Origin of the sequence: Streptomonospora salina (assembly GCF_014204715.1) — a bacterium.
GTDB classification, from domain to species: domain Bacteria; phylum Actinomycetota; class Actinomycetes; order Streptosporangiales; family Streptosporangiaceae; genus Streptomonospora; species Streptomonospora salina.
Map to the genome: position 1 here is coordinate 2,199,105 of NZ_JACHLY010000001.1, position 24,050 is coordinate 2,223,154.

A 24,050-nucleotide genomic window follows, 5' to 3' on the forward strand; every position below is an offset into this window, starting at 1 on the left:
GGACGACAATCCTACTGCGGGGCAGACGCAGCCGAATCCCAGTGCGGAAAGTGCTCCATCAGCAGCTCGACCATCGTCGATTGCTCGGGGGTGTTTCCGTGCCCGGTCTGCAGCAACGGCGTCGCACCCACATGGGAAAGCTCCTGCCATCCGCCGGTCGCGTCCATCAGCGATTTGATGCCGCTCATCAGTGAAAGCGACATCTGGGGCACCAACGCGTCCAGGCAGTGGGCCAGGTAGTAGATGGATGAGCGCCGCACCGCGGTGGAATCGACCCGTTCGGCGTAGTTGCTCTCACTGACGCTGGGATAGCAGGCGTCCAGCAGGCTCTTGGGCACGTCCCATACCGGCATCAGCACCTCCACCTCGCCGGTGCGGCGCCGGGGGAACGGCAGCGGCCGGCGGCCGTTCATCAGCAGGAAGAGCAGCTCGGCCATGACATCCTCGCGTTGGTAACCCACCAGCAGATGGCCGGCGGCGCGCTCTGCGCAGAGCGCGCGCCCCACCAGATTGACGAAGAAGGTACCGAAGAAGTGTGAGGAGTCGGCCCCGTACTTCCGCTCGAACTCCCCCCACAGGGTGTGCGGTGATCCGCTCATGCCCAGAAGGGCGGCGGTGTCTTCGGGATAGAGGACGACGTGCTCGAAGCCCGCATCAGCGCACAGGGCGCGGGCACGCTGGGCCGCGGATTCGGGCCAGAGCGGTTCCATGACCAGGGTGAAGCACGTGATCGCCGAGGGGTCGAGACCGTGCTCGGCGGTGTAGCGGCGCATCCCCTGAACGAGGCTGCTGCTGTCGCCGCCGCCGGAGATTCCGGCGACCACGGGCAACGGGATCTCATGGTGGGCGAGGAAATCGGCGATCTTACCGAAGACGATTTCGCGCATGGCGGCGTCATCGACCAGGTGGGCCCGATGTTCAGGGCTCTTGTCGTCGTCGGCGTAGTGGAGGTCCAGCAGCGCTGTCGTCGGCTCCTCGACGTGGTGCACGGTTGCGACTTCGGTGGGGCGCAGGGCGTCGATGTCGGTGTTGCGCATGCATTGCAGCAGGATCGTGTGGTCCTCGGGCACCTGCCCGGGGGTCAGGGTGGTGGGGATGGGCTTCAACGAGCCGTCGCCGGGCACTGCATATGCCTGGAACAACGATGGCGGGAACCGGTTGGCCAGCAGCAACTCCGCCAGCGTCAGCTCCTGCGCCGGTTTCAGCGGCCGAGCTCCGGCGCTGAACAGGAGGGTGACCCTCTCGTTCCAGTCGTGCATCCCTGTCTCCAAACCCTGACCCCGGGGGTGTGCGTCGGCCGTGTATCTACAGGTGGGCGGTGAGCGCGGGAACGGCGAGGATTTCCTCGATGCGCTCGTCGGTCATGCGGTCGATCCCGCCCTGGGGCAGTGTCCGGGTCATGACCGCGGTCAGGTCGGATGCGGTGGTGGAGGGTTCCTCGGGGGTTGCGGTCGCAGCGGGCTGAACGTTCATGCCATCTCCTTTTCGCCGATTGGCTAGGCAAACGTAGCTAGCCGATTCATCGGCACTCAATGGAGTTGCACGAAGTTGCGCTGCTACCCTTCCAGCGAATCGATCGCTGAGGTGATCAAGGCACGAGCTTGATTGCCGTAGACGGCCAGTTTGTGGAGCTCAGTGAAGGCTGCTAAGTATGTGGCGATTTCGGTGGGGGCACGGATGGTCACATCGGTTGTCAGCAACTCCACTTGGACCATCCGATCATCGAAGATGTAGCAGGCTTCCAGCGGCCACATCGGCCGCGGCGCGGTGAACGGAATGATCCCCAAGGACACGGTAGGCAGGGACATCACCGAGAGCAGGTAGCCGAGCTGGCCGGCCATCGTGGCGGCGTCCCCGATGCGGTAGCGCAGCACCGCCTCTTCGACGAGCAGAGCGAATCGGCGGCGTCCTTCGTGGACGATCTGGGATCGCTCGGTGCGCGCGGCCACCGCATCGGCGACGTCGTCGGGAATCTGCCGGAATTCGGTGATGGAGGACAGCAGAGCCGTCGCATAGGCCGGAGTCTGCACGAAGCCGGGCACGATGTCCGGCGAGTAGATCCGGAAATGCGTGGTCTGGCGGTACCGCTCGACGTAGGAGTCCTGAAGCCGTCGCAGCCCGGTCCGCTGCTTGCGCCGCCACTCCACGAACATCGACTCGGCGCTGCGCGAGGAAGCGATGAGGTCCTCTGCGTGCCGCTGGGCTCCGCACGCTGCGCACCAGGTGCGGATATCGGCGTCGGATGGCGGAGTACGCGCATTCTCGATCCGCGACGACTTGGCCTTGTGCCAACCGCAGCGCTCGGCGAGCTCCACACCCGTCAGACCAGCTTCCAGGCGCAGTTCCTTGAGCCGGGCGGCGACCGCGGCACGGGCGGCCTGCGCACTGGAGGAAGGGGAAGACGACATTACAGGGGGGCAGTGGGTTTAAGACTCGGAGACGGAGTATTCCGCGTGGGGGATCGCCCGGTTCCACACGTCGGTGAAGGCGCCCCCGCACAGGCGCGCGAGGTCGGGATCCTCGCTCACCTCCTGGTCGAGCAGGGTCCCTTCGCCGCTGAAGTGGTAGATGCGGATGAGGCGGTCGTCGAACAGCCAGACGTCGTTGCCGGGAAGGGCGATATCCGTTGCCTGGCGGCGCGGTAGCCAGCGCACCTGCTCACCTGCGCGGACGTTGGCCTCGGTGATGTAGTGCTCGTATCGGATGTAGTCGCTCACCGGTTCGGAGACCACCCGCACCCTGCGTACCACCACTCCGCGAGAGACAGCGTCGGATACCGCTTGGTAGTAGGGGTGCCACCAGTACTCCCGGTCATCCCAGTCGGTGCGGTGCCCGCGCTTCCAGGCCTCGAAGTCCTCGGCTTCGTCGGCGACGGCGTAGAAGTCGCGCATTTCGAGATGGACGGCCGACTTCCGGCAGTCGGCCAGCATGTCAATGAACGTCGGCACGCTCAGCGGCATCGCAGGCCTCCTTCACCATCGCCATCATGCGGGCGGGCACCCGCACGACCGTCTCATGATCGGGTATGGGACCTGACTCCAGACAGCCGGTCCGGGTCGAACCGTCGGCGATCCATCCCTGGACGACCAGGTCGCCGTTGTCCTGGTCCACGAAGACCGTCGGTGATCCGTCCTTGCCGGATTCCGGATCCTTCCCTATGTACTGCAAAGCCATATCGTCTCCAACAGAGGGGTTGCACGTTGCATGAACGTCCCATCGCTGGAAGATCAAGTCAATGCCTTCAAAGGTTCGCCGGAAGCGGATATATCCACGAGGATCCCTGGCCCGCCGCGTAATCCCCAGCTGCGCCGTCGGCGCGTTCACACGCGTCCGGTGCTGATCGAGCGTGCCGTCTTACCCGTGAGGAAAAAGCGATTACCGTGCCAATATCCGCGCGCTCGATGCCGAGGCGGCGGCGCCGCGCCGGGTTCCGGCGCGGCGCCGCCGAACGGTTCCTGCGCCGCATAACCTACGGCCGCCCGGCCGGACCGGCGCCGCCGGGGCCGCGTGCCGTCAAGGTTTGCGCGCGGCCGTCTCTACGTGCTGGGTGGACGCGAGATGTAGGCACCCTCACCCAGCCTCTCGTATTCGGCTGTCACCCATGACGCGGACAGCAGCGACGGGCGGCCCGCCCGCGCGGGCGGGTTCTCCACCGCGTCGATGAACGCGTCGATGTCCGGCTCGATGATCGTCGGCGCGTGGTCGGCGTCGGGGTCGGTAGCGGTGGCGATCCAGAGGTGTTCGGTGCGGCGGATGCTCCACCGGTGGCCGTAGCGGTCTTTCAGCATGCCCAGGAGGATCCGGTAAGGGTCGGGGACGCTCATGACTGCACCCCCGCGAGCGTGTGCTCGGCGCCTGCAGCGGAGGCCGAGTGCCCGAGGTCGGGTCGCTGGGCGATGAGCTTCCGCAGCGGACCGGAGAGTGCGGCACGCACGTCATCCAACGTGTCACCAGCGGGGTTCCGCGTGGCGGCCTGCGTGTTGGCAATGTCGGCGAGCACGGCTATGCCGAGCCGGGACGCCTCGGCGCCGTGCTGCGCGTGATCGCGGGCTGCGGCTCGCACGTAGGGGCGCACGGGTGCGGGGGGCGGGGCCGCTTCGCTCGGCTCCTGCCACTGGGGGCGCTCGGCGAGCACGTAGGGCCGTACCAGCGCGGCGCGCGGGGCGACTTCGTAGGGCTTGGGTTGGGGGGTGCTCGGCAGGCGCCGCACGTAGGGGCGGGTGCGGGCGGCTCGGCGAGAGCGCCGGCCGGAGGACTCGGCCCACGGGCCGACTATGCGGCGTTGGGGGCGCTCGATACGATCAGGCACGTCAGCGACTCCAGTTCAGTCGGTGGCCACGCCCCCGGACGGCCCACACCGTCGCGGGGGTCTGCTTTGGCCACTGACGCTAGAGCACCGCGCACAACGAAGGGGGTAGCTCCGCTACCCCCTTGCGCAGTGGTACAGGTTGTCCCCCTAAGCCGCCTGGACTCCGATCTTGCGCGCGAGGTTGCGCACGTCATCCCGGATCATGGCGCTACCGGCCGTGCTCAGCTCCGACACCGCCGAGCGGGTGAAGAGGTTGTAACGGGCCGTCTCGGGCGATTCGTGGTAGGCCTTCCGTAGCAGGTGCACCGTAGCCACGCTTTCGGCCTTCATGCTGTGGGCGCGGGCGGATTCGATCAGGTGGAAGCTCCGCCGAGTGGCCGACGGCATCGGCGCGAGGTCGATTCGCTCGGCGACTTCTAGTGCCGCGCCGGGCTTCATGAGGTCGTTGTTCATCGTGATCGCGTAGGCGTCCACCATGCCGCGGCCGAACATTAGCCACGGGTGCGCGTACCGGTCGCCGAGCCGCTGGGCCGCATCTTCGGCGCGGTCCCAGTAGCGCCACGCGTCACCGGCGCGTCCAATCTTCGCGTAGGAGAGTGCGGCGGCGAGCTGCAGCAGTCCCCAGCGCGCGAGATCTTCCGGGCCATTGTCGGGCCGTAGCAGGTCCGCCGCGCGCATCGCCAGGTCTACGCGTGCCTCATGGCGCTCTCCGGCGTCACGAAACACGTGATTCAGATACCACGCGGCTACGGCTATCGCGTGCGGATCGTCGGCGTCCTGGGCAGCCGACATGGACCGGTCGCCGGTCAACGTAACCAGCTCGGGAGTCGGCTGGAAGCTCAGGTAGAGCTGAGTGAGATGGTACGTCTCGGCGAGCGCAGCCAACGCGCGACGCCGGTCATCGCCTTGCAGAGTGCGGGCAGCGTGCTGGAGATCCGATAGGAGACCGGGCAGTACGGCCGCTACACGGCTGCGGTGGTCGCGATTTCCGTGCCAGAGCTGCCAGGTCTGCCGGACACGCTCGATCAGCTCCGCGGCCGTCGGCGCCTCATCTGCTTCACGACCGAACGTGTACGACGTGAGAGCGTCCTTGACCGTGGGCAGTGCATCATGCGCCGCCTTCGTATAGCTCGCCGCGGCAAGCCGTTCATCCCCGGTGAGATCCGACATGTCCTCTACCCCTAGTGCGTCCGCAAGGCGTAGCAGTAGCGGAAGGCGCGGCATCTGCAGCCGCCCCGATTCGATGAACTTGACCCATTCCTGGGAGCGGCCTACTAGGCCGCCGAGTACGGCGCGCGTTTGGCCGTTGCGCTCGCGTAGACGTCGGACGCGTTGACCGAACGTGAGGGGCGACGATTCCGGGATATGCTCTGTCATCAGATCCCCGTCCTACTGGTGGGCTCGACACTCGCCAGCATAGGCCGGGGATCGTTGTGTGTCAGAGGTCCGGCCGCTCGGCACCGGGGAGCGGTGCGCCCCGGCGGGAGCACCGCAGGGCGATTTCAAAGTCGTCGGGCAGTCGCCGCCTCTGTGCCGCGAGCACGCCCGCCAACGGCGCACGGTTCCCGCGTCCAGACGGGAGGGTTCACGGGCGTAGGGAACCGCCGTTGCGGCCTCATCTGTCGCGAGGTTTTCACCGGTATCCGTGGATGATTCCGGTCAGGACCACGCGACAGATCGGTCGAGCGCCGACCGAGCGATCCGCCCCGACACCCCGCACGCCAACCCGCCTTTCCGCGCCCCCGTCCGCCCTCAGTCCGCCGCGCCGTCTCTCTCCCCGAAACCGGCATCGGCGGCCCGTCCCACCGCCGGGAGGATCGCCTGGTCCACGACGGCGGCGATGTAGTCGTCGCCCGGTACCGCCATGGTGTCGATGCCGTACTTGAACAGCAGGGCCTCTCCGATGTCGGCGACGACGGGGGTGATCAGGGCCGGGTCGATGCGCCCGTGGTCGGCGTAGTGCAGCAGCACGGTGCGGGTGAAGCGCCCGCCGCGAGCGTCGAAGACTTCAGCGTAGAGGCGTTCGTGCAGGTCGGGGCGGCGCCAGGCTTCGCTGAGGACTGAGGACATCACCCGTCCGTACACGGGCCGCATCAGGCTGTCGCGCATCAGTGTGAGCGCTGCGACGAGGTCGCCGCGCAGGTCGTCGGCGCCCGGCGCGGGCTGCTCGACGGGATATCCCCGGTACAGCGCCCGAAGCACGATGTCCTCCGGTGACGACCATCGCCGGTACAGCGAGGTCTTGGCGGTCCCCGCCCTGCGGGCGATGCCTTCCATGGTGACGCGCGGCAGGCCGAGCTCGGCGGTCTCCTCCAGGGCGGCCGTGTAGATGGCTTCCTCCAGCTCCGCGCCCCGGCGGCGCCGGGCCCGCGACGGTCCTTCGCTGTCGTCTGTCCGGTTCCGGTCACCCACTTCGCCCACTTCCTTAGATACGAACGCGTATCTTATGGTGGCAACTAGATACGAACCCGTATCTTAAATCGCAACTCCTGCGAGGACTGCCGATGTCGCACAACACCGATCGCAGCGAATCCCCGCCCGCCTCCGGAGCGGTGCCCGCCACGCAGCGCTCGCTCGCGCCCGACCTGGCGCGGGGATTCATGCTGCTCATCATCGCAACCGTACATGCGCACCTGTTCCGCGACTTCGCCGGCGCAGGCGGCTTCTCGCTCGCCGGTCCCCTCGACGTCGGCACCACCGCGGTGATGGCGCTGTTCGCCGAGAACCGCGGCTATCCCATGTTCGCCGCCCTGTTCGGCTACGGCCTCGCGCAGATCCTCCGGCGGCGCACCGCCGAGGGCCGCGAGTGGCCGTGGGTCCGGCGCCTGCTGCGCCGGCGCGGGCGCTGGCTCGTGGTCATCGGCGTCGCGCACACCGCCCTGCTGTTCCACGGCGACATCATCGCCGTCTACGGCCTGATCGCCCTCGTCTTCACCGCGGCCCTGGGCATGGGCGACCGGCGGCTGCTCACCCACGCCTTCGCGTGGATGGCGGCGGGCAGCCTGTTCTACGCCCTGGCCTCCACCCTGCTGTTCTCCGCCGCGGCCCAGAGCACCGGAGCCGACGTCACCTGGCTGTCGGACGCGCTGGCGCGCCTGGCCGTTTTCCCGTCCTTCCTGCCGCTGATGTTCGCGCTGTCGGTGTTCCCGTTCCTGATCGGCGTGTGGGCCGGACGGCGCCGCCTCTTGGAAGAACCGTGGCGCCACCTGCCCCTGCTGCGGCGGACCGCCGCATGGGGCGTCGGCACGAGCGTGGCCGGGGGCGTGCCGCAGGCGCTGATCAACATCGAGGTGTGGAACGCGGCCCCGGCGGCCGAGGCGGTCGTGTTCTGGCTGCACCTGCTCACCGGTTACGCGGGCGGATTCGGCTACGCGGCCGTCATCGCGCTGATCGCTCTCCGGCTGGACCGGCGGCGCGACGGCCGGCGCGGCCCCGTGGCCACCGCGCTCGCCGCCACCGGACAGCGGTCCATGACGTGCTACCTGCTGCAGTCGGTGGCCTGGCTGGCGCTGATCCCGCCCTACACCCTGGACATCGGCGCCTCACTGAGCGACGCCCAGGCCGTGGCGCTGGGCACCGCGGTGTGGCTGGCCACGGTCGTGCTGGCGGAGGCCCTGCGCCGGGCCGGGTTCCGGCGCGGCCCGGCCGAGTGGTTCCTGCGCCGGATGACCTACGGCCGCCCGCCCGAACCGGCGTCGCCGGGGTGAGCCTGTACCCGCCCCCGTTCCGTGATCACCGGGCGGGCGCCCGCCCGCGTCTGCGCCGCGCGGTCAGAGGGACCGCGCGGCGGCAGCGGACAGCCGCCGCCTCCTGCGGGCGCCGACCGGTTCGCGCCCGGTCAGGGTTTGCGCGCGACGATGCCCACCTGCGGGACGCGCCGCGGTGCGCCGGCGTCGTCAGGCTCGGGCCGCCACTCCGCGCAGGACACGACGCCCGGCTCCACGATCTCCAGGCCGTCGGCGAAGGCGGTGATGTCGGCGACCGTGCGGGGCGTGATCGGCGGGGTGGCGTTCTCGTTCCAGAACGCCATCGCTTCGGCGTTGGCCTCGCCGCCCATCTCCAGAGTGGGGTGGGTGAGCGCGACGTAGCTGCCCGGGGCAAGTTCCGCCACCAGCCGCGCGACGACGGCCCGGGCCTCCTCGGTGTCCGGCACGAAGTTGAGCACGCCGAGCAGCATCAGCCCGACGGGCCGGTCCGGGTCGAGGGTGGCCGCGGCGGCCTCCAGGATGGTCTCGGGCTCCCGGATGTCGGCCTCGATGTAGTCGGTGGCACCCGGCGGCCGCGAGGTCAGCAGGGCCCTGGCATGGACCAGCACCAGCGGATCGTTGTCGGCGTAGACCACGCGCGACTCCGGCGCGACGGCCTGGGCGACCTCGTGGGTGTTCTCGGCGGTGGGCAGCCCGGTGCCGATGTCCAGGAACTGGCGCAGTCCGACCTCGCCCGCGAGATGGCGCACAGCCCGCTGCAGGAACGCGCGGTCGGCGCGCGCGACGTCGACGATGCTCGGGAACAGCGACAGCACATGGTCGCCGGCCCCGCGGTCGGCCGCGTAGTTGTCCTTGCCGCCCAACCAGTAGTTCCACACTCGGGCGTTGTGGGCCACCGAGGTGTCGATCCCGGCCGGCGACCCGGTGCGGGTGCCGGCCGGTCCGCCGACGGCGTCGGGGCCGGCGCGCCACGGTTCCTTGATGCCGCTCCCCGCCTGATCGGCGTGCGTGGAGCCTGCCCGTTCGAGGCGATCTTCGTTTTCGTCTGATTCGCGCACGCGGCCACGATAGCGCCGCCTGCGGCCCGGCGGGCTCCCCGCGGCGCACACCGCGCCCCGCGGGGAGGACCGCACGACCCTCCCCGCATCGCGCCTACAGGCCGCCGAGGGCGTTTCCGGCTGCTCGTTCCAGTTTCGGGGCGAGCATCTCGGAGTAGGTGGCGGTGAGGTGGTGGCTGTCGCGGTAGACGGTGACGTTGCCGATCACCGGCAGGCAGGTGTCGCCGGTGCAGAACTCCTCGGTGAGGTCGACGACGTCGGCGTCGGGGTCGTTCCCGGCGGCGATGACCTGCGGGTCGTCGTTGGAGAACGCGTCCTCGGCCGGCTGCTCGCACTGGGCGAGGTCGTCCTTGTGCAGTGACACGCATTCGGGCAGGCGCGTGGCCATGCGGGGGTTGTCGCGGATGGCGACGACGTCGGTGCCGGCGTCTTCGAGCGGCGACCACAGCCGGTTCATGCCGGCGGCGATGTCGAGCGCGCCGTCGGATTGGCTGGAGGCCGAGGCCGCCTTGTTGTTGGCACTGGAGGTGGTGAAGAGGATGTCGGGCTCGATGTCGCCGCTCAGTTCATCGAGGAGGGACTCGTTCCACTCCGTGCACGCGTCGTAGTCCCGGTCGTTGCGCTCCATCGTGGTGAGGGTGAACGAGCACGACGATTTGGCGTAGATGTGCAGCTGCCAGTCGTGGTCGTCGGCGATCGTGCGCAGGGCGGGCGCCCATTGGGCGGCGTGGGAGTCGCCGACCAGGGCGACGGTGGTGTCGGCGTCGTCGGGACCGTAGACGCAGGACTGCAGCCGCGTGGTCTCGGGAGGGGCCTGGCATTCGTCCTTGACGTCGGGGAAGTCCTCGCCCGCGGCCACCGCCGAGGGATACAACGGCACCGCACCCGACCCCATCGGCTCCGACGTACCCAACGCCGCCGGCCCCACATGCTGCACCGGATCGAACTCCGCCCCCTTGAGCCACTCGTAGCGCCCCACCTGAACCGCACCGACCAGCACCACCACCAACGCCGCCACCACAGCGAACACCCCCGCCCGCCGGCCCGACCGCAACAGCCCCCACCGGCGCACCGGATCCTCCACCGCCACCTTGGTGCCCCACGCCAACACCACCGACACCACCACCGCCAGCCCCGCATACAACGGCTCCAGCCGCGCCGAACCGGTCAGCGCCGACGCGAACACGATCACCGGCCAATGCCACAGATACAGCGGATACGAGATATCGCCGCCGAAACGCGCGGGACCACTCGCCAGCAGCCCGTAGGAGGACCACCGCCCCCCGTTGCACCCCGCCGCGATCACCGCCGCCGCCCCCGCGACCGGCACCACCGCCGCCACCCCCGGAAACGGCGTCTGATCGTCATAGGCCAGCACCGACCAGCCGATCGCGGCCAGACCCGCCCAGCCCAGCACCCACCGCACCCGCACCGGCCACACGATCCGCACCGACGCCACCGCCAGCACACCCCCCGCCGCCAACTCCCACATCCGGGTCTGGGGCAGGAAATACGCCGGCTGGGGATCGGTGGCCGTCAGCACCGCCGAGAACCCCAGCGACACCGCCAGCACACCCCCCGCCGCCGCCAGCGCCACACGGCGGCGCCCCCACCGGGGCCCGCCCGCCGCCCACGCCGCGAACAGCAGCGGCCACAGCAGATAGAACTGCTCCTCCACCGCCAGCGACCAGAAATGCTGCACGGGACTGGCCGCCGACTCCGCGGCCAGATAGTCCACCGACTCCCCGGCCAGGAACAGGTTCTCCACATACACCGCACTGGCCACCAGCTCCCGCGCCGTCTCCGCCAACCGCGTCGCCGGCAGCAGCCACAGCGCCGCCAGCCCGGTCCCCACCAGCACCACGCTCGCCGCGGGCAGGATCCGCCGGATACGGCGGACGTAGAACGCCCCCAGCGACACCCGCCCCTCGGTGCGGGCCTCGCGCAGCAGCAGCGACGTGATCAGAAACCCCGAGATCACGAAGAAGACGTCCACACCCACATAGCCGCCGGGCAGCAGATCGTGATCGACGTGATAGACGAGCACGAGCGCCACCGCCACGGCGCGCAGGCCCTGCACCTCCGGCAGGAAACGCCGTTCAGAGCCGCCGGCAGGAGAAGCGGCAACCTTGGATACGGTTTGTACGTTAGTAGCCACGGAGAGCATTTCCGGACGGGAATACAGGGTCGCGCACGGACGGGGGCGAACCGAGCACTCCCATCCTGTCGTGACGCCCTCGTTACATACAAGGCGTTACCGCGGATTTATGTGAATCCTCTCAGGATCATGTGAATCCTCTCAGGCGGGCGCAGCCCCGTCGCAGCGGGGTCGGCCCTGCGGCGCACCGGCGCGCGCTACCGGCGGGGCACGGCGGCGGCGCCGCGCCCGACACCCCGGGGGATCGCCGACCGGCCCGGTCGGCCGCGCCCGCCGGCCGCGCCCGCCGGCCGGGTCCGCGCCCGGTGCTCGGGGTCCCGCGCGCCCGGCGGACACCGGTGCGGCGGACACCGTCCGAGTACCGCGACTCCGGAGTCGCCACCCGACGCTTCCCGACGAATCCACCCGAGTTCGCAAAACGGTCGCAATACCACGAAACCCACTCCGATGGAATATCCACTGTTTCTCCGCGCAACGCCGCGGACCATGGGCCGAACGCCGCGGCGCACCGGCGGACCGATCTCCCCGAACCCCGTTGCGACCTGCACGGACATCCAGAACCCGAAAATCCCTGCAACCGAAACAACGGAATCCCGGAATCCCCCGCACGTGCCCCGATAAACTCGGCGGCACCGACGGGGCCCGCCACGATCGGTGTATCGCCCGATGGAACGGTGCGTGCGCCCGGCCTCCCCTAAAGGTTCCGGATTCTCCTGTTCCGCTTCCCTCTCCTCGCCTCCGCCGCGCGGCGGCACCCGCCGGTCCCCTCAGCGCGTCCTGAAAGGCACAGCCATGTCCGCAGGCACCACGCACGGCGGCCGCACCGCGCCGTCGGACACTCTCCGGCCGACCGCGCCCCGCCCCGGTCGGCCGGCGCCGCCCGACGACTCCGCGGAGCTCGACGAGGCCCAGAACGCCGCGCTGGCGTCCCTCATCCGCCGCCTCGCCCACAGCAGGCCGGAGATCGTCGCCGGGCGACCCCCGGTCGGGCCCCCGCCCCAGTCCTGCGAGTCGCCGCCGCGCGCACCCGAACCCCGCTCAGGCGCACCCGGACCGCACGCCCCTACCCGCCCGGAGCCGGAACCGGGGGCGCCGCGCCCGCACGGAGGCGGCCGGGCGGACACGGCGCCCCCGGACGGCGGAGACCGCCCCGCCGAGGCGCCCGCACCGCCTGCCCCGCGCCGCCGCTCCTCCGCGGGCCGATCCGCGGGCCGATCCGGGGGCCGCGCCGACGCCGGTTCCCGGGCGCGCATCGGGGCGCGCGCGTTCCGGGAGTTCGCCGCCGTCGCCTGCGCCGCTGCGCTCGCCGCGGGCACGGCGGCCGCCCTGGTACGCGTGCTGCCGGTGCTTGCGGCGTAGTCCCGTGCCCGGCCGCGTGCCCGGCCGCGGCCGGGTTCATGTGTATCGGCGTGCCGCCAACGGGCGCGGGCGACACCCGAAAGCCCTTACCCCGGAGCGACATCACCGTCGGCGGCGACGCGTCGCCCCAGGTAGGCGCGCTTTCGATGCATCCCGCCCGTGACCGGCCGATTGCCTCCGGTTTACTCCGTCCCGGCGGGGTAGCCAATCCGTGGAGCCTCAACGGGTCCGGCGTCGCCGCCGGGCCCCGGACCGGTACCGAGGAGGCCGATCGGCATGGACACCGGCCTGATCATCACCGTCGTCGTCGCACTGGTCGCCGCCGGAGCGGTGTCCGCGGTGCCGTGGCAGCGCAGGCGCCGCCTGCGCGCGCGTTTCGGCCCCGAGTACGATCGCGCGATCGCCGAGCACGGCGATCGCCGCGCGGCGGTTCGCGACCTCGCCGAGCGCGCGAAGCGCCACGCCAGATTGCAGCTCACGCCCCTGACCGACGCCTCGCGCCGGCAGTACGAGACCGACTGGATCCGCGTCCAGGAGCGTTTCGTCGACGCGCCGGGCGAGGCCGTGCGCGAGGGGCACGAGCTCCTCGCGCAGCTCATGTCCGACCGCGGTTACCCCACGTCCGACGAAGCGCAGCGCATCACCGATCTCTCGGTCGAGCATGCCGGCACGCTCGACCGCTACCGCGAGGCCCGCGCCGTCAGTGAGCGCAGCGCCGCCGGCGAGGCCACCACCGAGGCCCTGCGTGCCGCGATGGTGCACTACCGCGCGCTGTTCAACGAGCTGCTCGGCAACGGCTCCGCCGCCCCCGGCGGTCCCCGCGCCCTCCGCCGCGGCGACACCGCCGCCCGCTGACCAGCCGAAACCGCGCGGGCGCACGCGCGCCCCGGTGAAGGGAGTGCCTGCATGGACGACCCGTCGAAGAGCAGGAACGAGGCCGCCGCGGAGTCCGCCGCCGAGGGCGGGCGTCCGGAAACCGCCGATTCGGCGAGCGGCGGTCGGGAGTCCGACCGCCCGACGGTCCGGTCGACGAGCGACCGCGCCGCCGGAACCGGGGGAACCGGGGGAACCGGCGGCGCCAAGCGGCGGGCGGCGGGCCGCTCCGCGCGTGCTCCCGCGGACAAGCGCGCCTCCGCCGGGCACGCGGAGGCCGCAGCGCCGTCGGCGGGGGCCTCGGCTACGGACGCCCCGTCCGGCACCTCGTCGGGCGGTTCCTCCGGCGGTTCCACGGGCGGGCGCCCGCCCTCCGGGGCGAACGCCGACGAGCAGGGGGCCGCACTGTTCTCCGCCGAGGACGCCCAACTCCTGCGCGAGCGGTGGAGAAGCGCCCAGAGCGACTTCGTCGACGACCCCCGCACGGCCGTCGACACCGCCGACCGGCTGGTCGGCGAAACGCTGCGCACGCTGAACGAGCGGCTCGCTGCCCATAAGGAGGTGCTCGAAGGGCGGTGGTCCGGGGAGGCCGAGTCCGACACCGAGGAACTGCGCACCACCATGCGCGACTATCGCGCGTTCTTCCGGCAGCTGCTGCAGACCGGGGACTGACCGCCGCGCCCCCGGGGGCCGCCCGGGGTGCGGCCGCCTCTCACCCGGCGGGGCGGCCGGGGGTGCGCATGCCGGTCCCGTCCGCCGACTCGACGGGGGCGGGGCGGCCGTGGGGCCCGGGCCCGGCCCGGTGCACACCCAGGCCCGTGCGGCCCGGAGCCGACTCCGGGCTCAGCACGAGGTCGTCGTCGTAGTCGGCGCTGTTCTCGTGCCGGTAGGCGATGGGTTCGGCGGTGTCCAGCTCCCCGATCCGCTTGCGCAGCTCGGCGGCGCGGCGGGCGAAATCGGCGCTGTCGGACCGGTCGGCGCCGTAGACCACGAACGGCGGCAGCGCCGCGGCGCCGGTGTACCAGAAGGTGCCGTGCAGCAGCGGGAACAGCACCTCCTCGGCCTGCCCGTGCACGCCCCGCGGCCCGAATCCCGATTCGCGCGCGCCCACCGAGGTGACGATGAGCGCGCGCTTGCCGACCAGCCCGCCGTCGCCATAGCGGCGGGTGCGGCCCCGTTCGTCGTTGAGGCCGAAGGCGAAGCCTTGGACGAGTACGCGGTCGAACCACCCTTTGAGGATGGCGGGCGGGCCGAACCACCACAGGGGGAAGTGGAACACCAGCACGTCGGCCCACTCGATCTTCTCCTGCTCGCCGCGCACGTCGGCGCCGAGGCGCTCCTGGTGGTAGGCGCGCTCCTGGGCGTCGCCGACGAACAGCCGGTCACAGCCCGCGCCGCCGACACCGCCCGCGTCGTCGGCGTCGACGGCGGGTTTGAAGTCCATCGCGTACAGGTCGCTGACGCGGTATTCATGGCCGAGCTCCGCCAGCTCCTCCAGTCCCTCGTCCATCAGGGAACCGTTGAGAGAGCGGCGTTCCGGGTGCGCGAACACCCACAGGATCTTCATGGTGCGATCCTGCCTCATCCCTTCTTGTCCGCACGAACAGCCACCCCGCGGACACGTTCTCGACGGCGGCGGAATAGGCGTATCGAGAACAGAATGGGAAATAGCGCCGCGGAATTCGGTCCGGCCGGTCACGGCCGGGCCGCACCGCCGGTCAACGGCGTGGTCGCCGCTGGGGCACCCCGGTGGCGCGTGCGCCCGGACCGCGCCGCGAACGCACCGCAGCACGGAAACCGGTAGTCTCCATACCGGTTGGTATGTCGTCATGGATTCGGGGGGGAGCAGGTGGACACGGCCGACAACGCCGCGAACGGTCCGGGGGCCGGCGGCGCCGAGGAGCCCGACTACGCCCACTGGACGGAGATCCCCACGCGCTGGGCCGACAACGACGCCTACGGCCACATGAACAACACGGTCCACTACGCGTTCATGGACACCGCCATCAACACATGGCTGGTCGAGGAGGGCGGCCTGGACTACCGCGGCGGCGACGTCATCGGCATGTGCGTGGAGTCGCAGTGCTCCTACACCGCCGAAGTCGCGTTCCCCGAGGTGCTCGCCGTCGGATTGTCGGTGGCCCGCCTGGGCACGTCCTCCGTGCAGTACCGGGTAGGGCTCTACCGGCGCGATCGGCGCACCGAGGTGGCCCGGGGACGGTTCGTGCACGTCTTCGTCGACCGCACGAACCGCCGGCCCGTCCCTGTCGAAGGCCCGCTGCGCGTCGCCTTGGAGAAGCTGCAGACCGGCGCCGCGTGAACGTCGCCCGGCCGAGAGCGGCCGGCCTGCCGACCGGCCGGTACTCAGCCGTCCCGGTGGAGTGGAGGACCAGTGAACGCACCCGCACCCGAGACCGTGCGCGCCGCCGTCCTGGAGGAGATCGGCGCCGACGCCCCCTACGCCCGCTCGCGCCCGCTGCAGGTGCGCGAACTCGGACTCGCGCCGCCCGGCCCCGGTGAGCTGCTGGTGCGCGTCCGAGCGGCCGGATTGTGCCACTCCGATCTGTCGGTGGTCAACGGCGACCGGCCGCGCCCGGTGCCGATGGTGCTGGGCCACGAAGCCGCGGGCGAAGTCGTCGCCTGCGGCTCCGGGGCCGACGACCGGTTCGCGCCCGGCGACCACGTGGTGCTCTACTTCGTCGCCCCCTGCGGCGGCTGCGCCCGCTGCCTGGAGGGGCGCCCCGCGCTGTGCGTGCGCGGGGCCGCCGCCAACAACGCCGGCGACCTGGTGGGCGGCGGCCGGCGCTGGTCCGGCTCCGGCGGCGAGCGGCCCGCCCACCACCTGGGCGTCTCCGCGTTCTCCGAGTACACGGTGGTCTCGGCCGCCTCGGCGGTGCGCGTGGATTCCGACCTGCCGTTCGAGGTCGCCGCGCTGTTCGGGTGCGCGGTGCTGACCGGAGTCGGGTCCGCCCTCAAGGCCGCCGAGGTGCGGCCGGGCGAGCGCGTGGCGGTGTTCGGCCTGGGCGGTGTCGGGCTCTCGGCGCTGCTGGGGGCCAACGTGGCGGGTGCGGCACAGGTCGTCGGCGTCGATCCGATCGAGGCCAAACGCGACCTGGCGGGGCGGCTGGGCGCCACCGACCGGCTTCCGGGCGGCCCCGACGCGGTGGACGCCGTCCACGAACTGACCGGGGGCGGCGCCGACAAGGTCGTCGACACCACCGGCGACGCCGGCGTGCTCGCCCAGGCCTACCTGGCGGCCCGCCCGGGCGGCACCACGGTCACCGTCGGACTCCCCCACCCCGACCGGCACGTGTCGATCCCCGCCGTCACCCTGGCCGCCCAGGAGCGCACCCTGCGCGGCAGCTACCTCGGTTCCGGGGTGCCGGCCCGCGACATCCCCGCCTACATCTCCCTCTACCGGCGCGGCATGCTGCCGGTCACCGAACTGCTGTCCGGTCGCCTGCGCCTGGACGAGGTCAACGAGGGGTTCGACCGCCTGGCCTCGGGCGCGGCGGTGCGCCAGGTGGTCGAGCTCTAGGACCGCACCGGGCACCGGGCCGGGTCCGCCGTTCGCCGACGGGGACCGGCTCGGAGGGCGGTACCGGGGCGCCGCTCAGGACGGGACCGGCGCCCCGGCCGCCGCACTCGGCGTTCCGCGGACGGAGCACCGAGCGCATGGGGTCAGAATCCGGCGCCGGCGAAGGCGTCGAACTCCGTCGGCGGCGCCGCGTCGACGTGGTCGCAGCCGCGGGCGCGGGTCAACGGCCACTGGGTCAGCCAGTACACCTCACGGCCGGTGTCGGCGATCGCCCGGTCGATGCGGTCGGCGGCGGCCGCGTCGTTGTAGTAAGTCTCGCCGACCACCCAGCCCTGGTCGTAGCCCATTGCGGCCATCTGCCGGTGCGCGGCGGAGAACTGCTCGTATTCGTCGGCGGTGTCGTCGCCGTAGAAATGCAGGTCGAACAGGTAGGGCGGGTTGCCGCGGTACATGTCGGGCAGGGCGGCGATCCGCTCGGGGCGGCTGGCGATGATGGAGAATCCGACGGTGTCGGTCTTGCCGTAGGCGGCTGTGTAGTCGTCCCACAACCGCTGGGTGTAGGCCAGGGTCTGCGGCTGGTTGGGGGCGGGGGTCAGCTCGTTTCCGAGGTTGAGCCGGTAGTGGATCCCCGAGTTCCGCACGATCGGGCGGATCTGGCGGATGAGCTGCCAGTTCTCCCGGTAGAGGTCCTCGTTCCACGTGTCCCAGCCGTTGGGGCTGTTGGCGCCGAGGACGTGCATGGCCACCTCGACCTCGGCGAAGCCGATGTCGTCGGCGGTGGCGAGCAGGTCGGCCAGGTTCTGCTTGTACTGCGGCTTGATGTCGCCGCCGGAGGAGTCCATGACGGTTCCGGTCTCGGGGCCGTTGTGGTGGAAGATCCCGATGATCAGCCGCCGCTGGCCGTTGGCGTGCATCTCGGTGAGCTGGTCGGTGATGAGTTCGCGCTCGGTGTGGAAGTTCTTCAGTACGCCGTAGGGTTCGCGGTCGCAGCCGTCGAGCCGGTAGAAGTTGTAGTTGGAGCCACCGGGACTGTTGGCCCCGGCCGCCGTAGCGGCGGCGGGCTCGGCCTCCGTACTCCCACCCGGGCGGTCGGCGGCGGCGACACCGGACGCGGCGAGTGCCAGAGTGGCGGCGACGGCGGCCCCCGCCACCCCTGCTGTGCGCATCCGGTTCCGCACCGGCCGCCCGCTCATAGGATCTCCCGATCATCGGTTGCATACCGTAGCCGCAGTGTGGCGCACATCCGCATGTCCCGGCAATCGCGGCCGACTGCCGCCGGCGGGTTCGCAACCCCAGGTCAGAACGGGAATGTGAATGTCACCGCCACCTATTCCGGAAAACGACCGGAACCGGTCAGGCGCGCGGGAGGCCGGCGCCCCCTTGCGCCGGACGGGTACACCGGCCGCGCCGCCGCCCGCGCAGCTCCTACGTCCGCCCGGTCGAGCCCGCCAAACGTTCGCGGGCCGCGGCCGCCACCGCCTCCGGCGCCGTGTCCGGTTCACCCGCGTCGAACGGCGGCTGCGGCTCATACCCGGTGACGAGCTGGACCAGCTGGGCGTGCCCGTCTCCGGCGATGCGGGCGATCAGGTGCGGCGCCCCTCCAGAAGGCCGGCGGCGGCCAGCGGCAGCGAACCCGTGCAGACCGATGCCGTCCAGGTGCTCGCCGCGGCCGCAGGTGTCTGCAACGACGATTCCCCCACCTTCTCCGCCACGAACTCCGGAACGGCGCCGCGGCCCGCGGTGCGGCCGGGTGTTCGCTACCGTGGAGACCTACAGCCTGGACCGGCGCGGCCGCCGCTGCGCCCCGCTCGACGGAAGGGCGCGCATGGCACGCAGGGCGGAGGCCCGCACGGGCGGGCGCGCGGGTGCGTGGCAGTGGAGCCGAACCGCCCACACCCGCCGGGTCCTGCTGGAATCCGCCCGGGAGGTGTTCGCCGAGAACGGGTTCGCCGACGCCGCCGTCGCCGACATGGTCGAGCGGGCGGGATCCAGCGTCGGCAGCCTCTACCACCACTTCGGCGGCAAGACCGAGTTGTTCCTGGCGCTGTGGGAGAACCAGCAGGCCGCCGACGAGGAGCAGGCCGCCGGCGCCGTCGCCCAGGCGCGCGCGGACGGCGAGCAGGACCCCCTCGAACTGTTCGTCGCGGGGGCGCGCGCCTTCCTCGACGGCTCCTGGCAGCGCCGCGACGTGAGCCTGCTGCTGCTCACCGGCGACGGCCCGCCCGGTTTCGACGCGCTGCGCCGCCGACGCAGCCGGGAGTGGGTGCGCCGGAACTCCGTACTGCTGCAAGCCGGCGACTCCGCTCTGGAACGCCTCACCGTCAGCGTGCTCACCGCGATCATCGGCGAGGCGCGCCGCGAGATCGTGGCGGCCGACTCCCGCGGGGAGGCCGACCGGCTCATCGAGGCGGCCGTCGGCCTGATCCGGCGCCTGGGGCGGTGACGCGCCGCCGCACCCGCCCTCCGGCGGGGGGCGCCCCGGCCCGTCCTACCGGAGCGCCCCCCGCCGCGGCTCACTCCGTGCGGAGGTTCTCCGGGCGGGTCGACGTGGCCAGAGCGGGCAGACTGAGCGCGGTCACCGACAACACGACCGCTGCCGCCGCGCCGATCGTCCCGGCGATCGCCGCGGTGTCGACGGCAAAGGGGACTCCGGCCTCGTCCAGCAGCACAGCGCCCAGCGGGATCCCGACGGCTGCGGACACGGCCAAGCCGACGCCGAGGGGGATCGCCGCCTGATACAGCATCGACAGCGCCAGGACCCGCTTGGGTGTGCCCGCGGCGGCGAGCACCGCGAGCTCCCGCTTGGTCGTGCGCAGCCGCTCGACCGCGGAGATCAGCAGCCCCAGGCCGACCACGGCCAAGGCCGCGCCGACGCCCGCGTAAACCAGGGCGCTGACCCGGGCCAGTTGGGTGTCGTCTCCGTCCCCCGCCGCCGTGGAGGCGCGCAGGGCCAGCGGGCTGAACTCGGCTACCGCGTTGCGCGCCCGCTCCACGGCCCGGGGCGTCTCCGTGTCGAAACCGAAGAGCACGGACACGCTGGTCCGGGGCAGGTCCGCGCCGTCCACGGCACCGGTGGTCGCCAGTACCGCCCCGGCCTCCGGACCGCCGCCGAGTCCGACCGGGTCACGCGGCGCGACGCTGGGGGCGGCCTCGGGCAGTTCCCAGGCGGCCGTACCCCGGGCTGACCGGATCCGCAGCCGCTGCCCCTGCTCCACCGGTGTTTCCGCGCCTTCGACGGCGAAGACGCCGCCGTCCGAGCATCCGCCGATCCGGGCAAGATCACGCAGCGCCGCACAGCTTCCCACATGCAGCGATACGGGGCCGTTCGGGCTCTCGACGCCCCAGTACTCCGCGACGGCGCCAGCGTCGTCCACCTGCGGCACGGCGCCGACCCGTTCGGCGACCTCGGCGGCACCGGCCACCGGTAGGTCGGGCACGTGCGCCGAGTAGACGCGTTCGCCGGCGGGGAGCGCGTCTTCGGCGCGCCGCTGCTCCGATCCCGCCATGAGGGTCTGCAGCGCGACGGCACCCGTCACCACGACCACGAGCCCGACCACGGCCCGGCTCTCCGAGGATCCGTCGACGTGCAGCCGGCGCGCCGCCAGCAGTACGGGCACGCTGCCGCGGCGCACCCGGGAGACGGCGATCTGGAACAGCCACGGGGTCACCAGCCCGGCACCCACCAGCAACGCCAGGATGCCGCCGACCAGCGCGGTCTCGGAAGTTTGCATGTCAAACGTGGCCAGCAGTCCGACACCGACCGCGAACAGGGCGATGCGCCACCAGAGTCGGCGGCGCGGCCGCGCGGTGCGCCGCGCGGTCCCGAGCGGGTCGGCGGCCGCACGGGCGGTGGAGACCAGCGTGACGGCCGCCGCGAGGATCGCCACTCCGACGGGGACGGCGACCGCGAGCAGGGGGTGCGGTACGAGGGCGGCGGCGAACCCGCCGACGCCGCCGATCTCGATCGACGCCGTGAGCGGGCGCAATGCGTAGAACAGCCCGAATCCCGCTCCGATGCCGGCCAGCGCGCCGATGAGGGTCTCGCCGCAGGCGGTGCGCGCCGCCGTCCACGCGTCTGCGCCGATCAGCCGCAGCACGGCCAGCCGGCGGTCCCGCCGGTCGGATCCGAACCGCAGCGCGGCCGCCACGAACACGCCCAGGGGCAGCAGCGCCACCACGGCGCCGGCCAGCGCCAGCACCAGCGCCGGCCCCTGCAGGCCGGTCGAGACCGGGGAGTAGCCGAAGCCGTCGATGCGGTGGCTCGAGGGCGTGTCCGGGTCCAGCAGCCCGGGCTCGGCACCGGCGTAGTAGACGAGTTCGCCGGGGTCCGCCAACCCTTCGTCGCCGACGGTGCCGACCACGCGGTAGTCCAGCCGCTCCTTCAGCAACTCCCCTTCGGCCGAGTCGAGCAGCCGCTCCAGCCCCGGGGAGACCACCATCCGCCCGGGGCCGGGGAACTCGTCCACACCGGGCGGCAGTGGCGCTTCCGCGCCCTCCGGGGTCAGCAGGCGGCCGTAGACCGATTCGCCGTGGTAACGGGTGCCGACGTCGGCGATGAGCAGGGTCTGCTCTGTGGGCTCGGGGAGCTGCGTACTGACATCGTAGGAGCGCATGTCGTAGCGCCCCTGACGGTTCTGGGACATGCCCGGCGCCGCGGCTGCGACGAGCAGCAGCGCCACCGCGACGCCGATGCCCGAGGTGATCAGGGCGAGCCGGATCCAGGCGTCGCGGCCGCCGGAGACCGACATGCGGGCGCCCAGCCACAGTTCCCGGCCCCAGCGCAGCGGTGCGAAGTTCCGCGGGTGTGCCGTGCGGCGGGCCGTCGTTCCCGTCAACCGGCGGCTCCCGGGGTGGCGAGGTCGCGCGTGCGGCCGTCGCGGACCGTGACCTCGCGGTCGGCGTAGGCGGCGACCCGGGCCTCGTGGGTGACGACCACGACGGCGGTGCCGCTGCGGCGGGCCGCGTCGGTCAGCAGCTGCATCACCTTCTCCTCGTTGAGGGAGTCGAGCTCGCCGGTGGGCTCGTCGGCGAACAGGATCGCGGGCTCGGCGACGAGCGCCCGGGCCAGGCTGACGCGCTGGGCCTGGCCGCCGGAGACCTCGCCGGCGCGGTGCTGGGCCGTGTCCGCCACGCCGAGGCTCTCCAGCCGCTCCCGAGCGAGCGCCTCGGCGGTCCTGCGGCGGGTGCCGTTGAGCCGCAGCGGCAGCGCCGTGTTCTCCAGGCAGGAAAGCTCGGGGACGAGCCCGCCGGTCTGGAACAGGAAGCCGAAGTCGCTGCGGCGCAGGCCGCTGCGCTCGCTCTCCGACATCGCGCCCAGGTTGCGGCCCTGGTAGAGGATCCAGCCGCGGTCAGGAGCGAGGATGCCGCCCAGGCAGTGCAGCAGCGTGGTCTTGCCCGACCCGGAGGCGCCCATGACCGCCACCATCTCGCCGGGGTCGATGTCGAAGGCGGCGTTCTCCATCGCCGTCGTGGGACCGAAGAATTTGGCCAGGCCGCGGGCGGCCAGCAGCGCACCGCCGGGGGGCTCCTGCGTGTCGGGCGGTGGCGCGTCGGTACCGGGTGCGTTCACCGGTGCACCTCCGTTGCGAGTTCGTCCAGCCGTGCCGCGGTCAGCTCCAGCCATCGCAGGTCGGCTTCGAGGTGGAAGAGGGCGTGGTCGCAGATGAGCTGGTCGGCGAGGTCGCCGTGGCCCTTGCGCCGGGTGAGTTCGCGCATCGTCTCCAAATGGGCGCTGCGCTGGACTTCCAGAACGTCGGCAGCGGGGCGCCCGGCCAGCAGCGCGAGGACGACCTTGGTGTAAAGCGTGCTGTGCAGGTACTGCTGCGGGGCTTCGGGGTTGGCGAGCCAGGTGTCCAGGTCGGTGACACCGGACTGGGTGATGGCGTAGCGCTTGCGTTCGGGACCGTCGCCCTGCTCGGTGCCGGCGACCTCGACCAGGCCCTTCTTGAGCAGCCGCGCCAGCGCCGAGTAGACCTGGCCGTAGTGCAGGGGCCGGTCCTGTCCGAAGTGCTGGTCGTAGGCCCGCTTCAGGTCGTAACCGTGCGCCGGGCCGTTCTCCAATAGCCCGAGAACCGTGTGCGCGAATGACATACCCGGGACTATACACGAGATCTATACACCACATGTATAGTCGACCGAGAGAGGTGCCGCCCGACGACCGCGACGCCGGTCAGCGGTCTTCGTCCGCCCCGTCCAGCCGCGCCGACAGGGACTCGGCGGTGCGGCGGCGGTCGCGGTCGAGGTCGTGCCTCGCCTTGCCGGCGAGGACCGCCGCCCTCAGTCGCCGGGGCCGGTGTCCTCGACGAGGCCGGCGTCGTGGGCCAGCAGGGCGATCTGGACGCGGTTGTTCAGGTCGAGCTTGGCCAGCACACGCGAGACGTGCGTCTTGATCGTGGGGACGCTCAGGTGGAGCGCGGCACCGATCTCGGCGTTGGAACGGCCCTCGCCGACCGCGACGGCGACGTCGCGTTCGCGGTCGTTGAGGATGCTCAGCCGCTCGCGGGCCCGCTCCCGCCGCCGGTGGCGGCCGTCGCCGCCGGCGGCCCGGGCGATCAGACGGCGGATCACCGACGGCGACAGCGCCGGCTCGCCCCGTGCCACGCGCCGGACGGCTTCGACGATCTCGTCGGGCGGGGTGTCTTTGAGTACGAACCCCGCCGCGCCGCCGCCGAGCGCCCGCAGCACGTGCTCGTCGGCGTCGAACGTGGTCAGCACGACCACCTCGGGGGCGTCTTCCCGGGCACGGAGCCGTTCGGTGGCGGCGAGCCCGTCCGTCGACGGCATGCGGATGTCCATGAGCACCACGTCGGGGCGGCTGCTCGCCACCAGCTCCGGCACCTCGGCGCCGTCCCCGGCCTCGCCCACGACGTCCAGATCCGGCGCACCCTTGAGCATCATCGCCAGTCCGGCGCGCAGAAGCGGGTCGTCGTCGACGATCAGCACGCGGATGGCGGGGGCAGCGGGAGCCGTCATGCCGCCAGCTTAGACCGGCGGCGCGGTGCGCACCGAGCGGCGGCCGGCGCACCCCGGCCTACGTATGCGTCCTTCC

At 71.8% G+C, this 24,050-nt stretch carries 24 protein-coding genes; 7 read left to right on the forward strand and 17 right to left on the reverse strand.

All coding sequences use genetic code 11. The features are described from left to right. Window positions 1–11 precede the first annotated feature (11 nt). The 9 genes from HNR25_RS09905 to HNR25_RS09945 form a co-directional block, all read right to left on the reverse strand. Window positions 12–1,259: a hypothetical protein gene (locus HNR25_RS09905; RefSeq protein WP_184634355.1), complete on the reverse strand. Its 1,248-nt coding sequence runs from the start codon at window positions 1,257–1,259 to the stop codon at window positions 12–14. Between the two features lie 46 nt (window positions 1,260–1,305). Further along, entirely contained in the window at window positions 1,306–1,473 is a 168-nt protein-coding gene (locus HNR25_RS09910; protein WP_184634357.1) for a hypothetical protein, read from the reverse strand. Between the two features lie 83 nt (window positions 1,474–1,556). Continuing rightward, a complete protein-coding gene (locus HNR25_RS09915; protein WP_184634359.1) occupies window positions 1,557–2,408 on the reverse strand; it encodes a helix-turn-helix domain-containing protein in 852 nt (283 codons plus the stop codon). Between the two features lie 18 nt (window positions 2,409–2,426). After that, window positions 2,427–2,960 (reverse strand): DUF6879 family protein, encoded by a 534-nt coding sequence (locus HNR25_RS09920; RefSeq protein ID WP_184634361.1) that lies wholly within the window; start codon window positions 2,958–2,960, stop codon window positions 2,427–2,429. Beyond that, on the reverse strand, window positions 2,932–3,174 hold the full coding sequence (locus tag HNR25_RS09925) for a hypothetical protein (RefSeq protein WP_184634363.1): 243 nt from the start codon (window positions 3,172–3,174) through the stop codon (window positions 2,932–2,934). The genes HNR25_RS09920 and HNR25_RS09925 overlap by 29 nt, the downstream gene beginning before the upstream one ends. Window positions 3,175–3,536: 362 nt before the next feature. Then, window positions 3,537–3,824 (reverse strand): hypothetical protein, encoded by a 288-nt coding sequence (locus tag HNR25_RS09930; RefSeq protein WP_184634365.1) that lies wholly within the window; start codon window positions 3,822–3,824, stop codon window positions 3,537–3,539. Next, window positions 3,821–4,309: a hypothetical protein gene (locus tag HNR25_RS09935; RefSeq protein ID WP_184634367.1), complete on the reverse strand. Its 489-nt coding sequence runs from the start codon at window positions 4,307–4,309 to the stop codon at window positions 3,821–3,823. Before HNR25_RS09935 ends, HNR25_RS09930 begins: the two co-directional genes overlap by 4 nt. Window positions 4,310–4,456: 147 nt before the next feature. After that, window positions 4,457–5,686 (reverse strand): helix-turn-helix domain-containing protein, encoded by a 1,230-nt coding sequence (locus HNR25_RS09940; RefSeq protein WP_184634369.1) that lies wholly within the window; start codon window positions 5,684–5,686, stop codon window positions 4,457–4,459. 375 nt (window positions 5,687–6,061) lie between these two features. Next, a complete protein-coding gene (locus HNR25_RS09945; protein WP_312862451.1) occupies window positions 6,062–6,721 on the reverse strand; it encodes a TetR/AcrR family transcriptional regulator in 660 nt (219 codons plus the stop codon). Between the two features lie 92 nt (window positions 6,722–6,813). Here HNR25_RS09945 and HNR25_RS09950 point away from each other — a divergent pair, with 92 nt between their 5' ends. Beyond that, the gene (locus HNR25_RS09950; RefSeq protein ID WP_246463555.1) at window positions 6,814–8,016 is read left to right on the forward strand and encodes a DUF418 domain-containing protein; all 1,203 of its coding nucleotides are present in this window, start codon (window positions 6,814–6,816) and stop codon (window positions 8,014–8,016) included. 131 nt (window positions 8,017–8,147) lie between these two features. Here HNR25_RS09950 and HNR25_RS09955 read toward each other — a convergent pair whose 3' ends face one another. Together HNR25_RS09955 and HNR25_RS09960 are read right to left on the reverse strand one after the other, a co-directional pair. Continuing rightward, window positions 8,148–8,924 carry an SAM-dependent methyltransferase gene (locus HNR25_RS09955; RefSeq protein WP_312862725.1) on the reverse strand — a complete coding sequence of 259 codons (777 nt, stop codon included), beginning with the start codon at window positions 8,922–8,924 and terminating at the stop codon, window positions 8,148–8,150. Window positions 8,925–9,168: 244 nt separating this feature from the next. Then, the gene (locus HNR25_RS09960) at window positions 9,169–11,154 is read right to left on the reverse strand and encodes an acyltransferase family protein (protein ID WP_312862453.1); all 1,986 of its coding nucleotides are present in this window, start codon (window positions 11,152–11,154) and stop codon (window positions 9,169–9,171) included. A gap of 870 nt (window positions 11,155–12,024) precedes the next feature. Here HNR25_RS09960 and HNR25_RS09965 point away from each other — a divergent pair. From HNR25_RS09965 to HNR25_RS09975, 3 genes are all read left to right on the forward strand, one after another. Further along, window positions 12,025–12,591, forward strand: a complete 567-nt coding sequence (locus HNR25_RS09965; protein WP_184634375.1) for a hypothetical protein — start codon at window positions 12,025–12,027, stop codon at window positions 12,589–12,591. 276 nt (window positions 12,592–12,867) lie between these two features. Next, window positions 12,868–13,446, forward strand: a complete 579-nt coding sequence (locus tag HNR25_RS09970) for a hypothetical protein (protein WP_184634377.1) — start codon at window positions 12,868–12,870, stop codon at window positions 13,444–13,446. Between the two features lie 51 nt (window positions 13,447–13,497). Continuing rightward, the gene (locus HNR25_RS09975; RefSeq protein ID WP_184634379.1) at window positions 13,498–14,136 is read left to right on the forward strand and encodes a hypothetical protein; all 639 of its coding nucleotides are present in this window, start codon (window positions 13,498–13,500) and stop codon (window positions 14,134–14,136) included. 40 nt (window positions 14,137–14,176) lie between these two features. Here the strand turns inward: HNR25_RS09975 and HNR25_RS09980 are convergent, their stop codons facing one another. Continuing rightward, window positions 14,177–15,049, reverse strand: a complete 873-nt coding sequence (locus HNR25_RS09980; RefSeq protein WP_246463556.1) for an NAD(P)H-dependent oxidoreductase — start codon at window positions 15,047–15,049, stop codon at window positions 14,177–14,179. Window positions 15,050–15,313: 264 nt separating this feature from the next. Between HNR25_RS09980 and HNR25_RS09985 the strand changes: the two genes are divergently transcribed. Next, window positions 15,314–15,784 carry an acyl-CoA thioesterase gene (locus tag HNR25_RS09985; RefSeq protein ID WP_312862454.1) on the forward strand — a complete coding sequence of 157 codons (471 nt, stop codon included), beginning with the start codon at window positions 15,314–15,316 and terminating at the stop codon, window positions 15,782–15,784. Window positions 15,785–15,856: 72 nt separating this feature from the next. Beyond that, complete coding sequence (locus HNR25_RS09990; RefSeq protein ID WP_184634381.1) at window positions 15,857–17,002, forward strand: zinc-binding dehydrogenase; 1,146 nt, start codon at window positions 15,857–15,859, stop codon at window positions 17,000–17,002. A 143-nt stretch (window positions 17,003–17,145) separates the two neighbouring features. Here HNR25_RS09990 and HNR25_RS09995 read toward each other — a convergent pair whose 3' ends face one another. After that, complete coding sequence (locus HNR25_RS09995) at window positions 17,146–18,168, reverse strand: hypothetical protein (protein ID WP_184634383.1); 1,023 nt, start codon at window positions 18,166–18,168, stop codon at window positions 17,146–17,148. A gap of 659 nt (window positions 18,169–18,827) precedes the next feature. Between HNR25_RS09995 and HNR25_RS10005 the strand changes: the two genes are divergently transcribed. Continuing rightward, a complete protein-coding gene (locus HNR25_RS10005) occupies window positions 18,828–19,445 on the forward strand; it encodes a TetR/AcrR family transcriptional regulator (RefSeq protein ID WP_184634385.1) in 618 nt (205 codons plus the stop codon). Between the two features lie 70 nt (window positions 19,446–19,515). On the opposite strand, the gene HNR25_RS10010 is transcribed toward HNR25_RS10005, so the two are convergent. From HNR25_RS10010 to HNR25_RS10025, 4 genes are all read right to left on the reverse strand, one after another. After that, window positions 19,516–21,837, reverse strand: coding sequence for an FtsX-like permease family protein (locus tag HNR25_RS10010; protein WP_184634387.1), 2,322 nt, complete (start codon window positions 21,835–21,837; stop codon window positions 19,516–19,518). Continuing rightward, on the reverse strand, window positions 21,834–22,463 hold the full coding sequence (locus tag HNR25_RS10015) for an ABC transporter ATP-binding protein (protein WP_246464174.1): 630 nt from the start codon (window positions 22,461–22,463) through the stop codon (window positions 21,834–21,836). Before HNR25_RS10015 ends, HNR25_RS10010 begins: the two co-directional genes overlap by 4 nt. Window positions 22,464–22,567: 104 nt before the next feature. Beyond that, window positions 22,568–23,092 carry a PadR family transcriptional regulator gene (locus tag HNR25_RS10020; RefSeq protein WP_184634391.1) on the reverse strand — a complete coding sequence of 175 codons (525 nt, stop codon included), beginning with the start codon at window positions 23,090–23,092 and terminating at the stop codon, window positions 22,568–22,570. A gap of 186 nt (window positions 23,093–23,278) precedes the next feature. Then, on the reverse strand, window positions 23,279–23,974 hold the full coding sequence (locus HNR25_RS10025; RefSeq protein WP_184634393.1) for a response regulator transcription factor: 696 nt from the start codon (window positions 23,972–23,974) through the stop codon (window positions 23,279–23,281). Window positions 23,975–24,050 lie beyond the last annotated feature (76 nt).